1 rRNA gene and 1 pseudogene are annotated in these 654 nt (G+C 69.1%); one reads left to right on the top strand and one right to left on the bottom strand.

What is annotated here, in order from left to right:
- A 5S ribosomal RNA gene (rrf, locus tag AB0O82_RS37595) occupies positions 1-87 on the top strand; the annotation flags it as partial.
- A gap of 183 nt (positions 88-270) precedes the next feature.
- Here the strand turns inward: rrf and AB0O82_RS37590 are convergent.
- Positions 271-654 (bottom strand): annotated as a pseudogene (locus AB0O82_RS37590) (hypothetical protein); the annotation flags it as partial.

Genomic DNA, 654 nt, shown 5'->3' with positions numbered 1-654 from the left:
GGTTACATTCCGAACCCGGAAGCTAAGCCTTACAGCGCCGATGGTACTGCAGGGGGGACCCTGTGGGAGAGTAGGACGCCGCCGAACAATTATTCAAGGCCGCGGCCCCAGCGACTCGCTGGGGCCGCGGCCTTTTTGTGTTTTGCGAACGAGTAGTACCCCGGCAGGCCGGGACCTTCGCCCAGGCGGAGTGTTCCGGGATGTCGGACAATGGAGATGGTGCGCGGCCAGGAGGCCGGCGCCGAAACCGCGTGACGGCAGCGGAGTTGCTCAGTCCGCGGTGGAGCTGAAGCAGCAGAAGGAGTCACCACGATGTCGAACCAGCCCCAGGACCGTCCCGAGCGTCGATCGGACGACGGCCGAGGCTACGAGCCCCGGTCCCGTGGGGGCTGGTCGAACGACCGTGGCGGCGCCCGTCGGGACGACCGTCAGGGCGGCGGCGGCTTCCGCCGTGACGACCGCCCCTCGGGTGGTGGTTTCAACCGTGACGACCGTCCGCGTCGTGACGACCGTCCGTCCGGTGGCGGCTTCAACCGTGACCGTGGCGATCGCCCGTCGGGTGGTTTCAACCGCGATGACCGTGGTGGCGACCGTGGCGGCTTCCGTCGCGACGACCGCCCCTCCGGTGGCGGCTTCAACCGCGACCGCGGCGAC

It is taken from the genome of Kitasatospora sp. NPDC088264 (assembly GCF_040685715.1).
In the GTDB taxonomy this organism is placed as follows: domain Bacteria; phylum Actinomycetota; class Actinomycetes; order Streptomycetales; family Streptomycetaceae; genus Kitasatospora.
The sequence above is the reverse complement of the archived record's forward strand: the minus strand, read 5'-3'. Positions and strand labels throughout refer to the sequence as shown.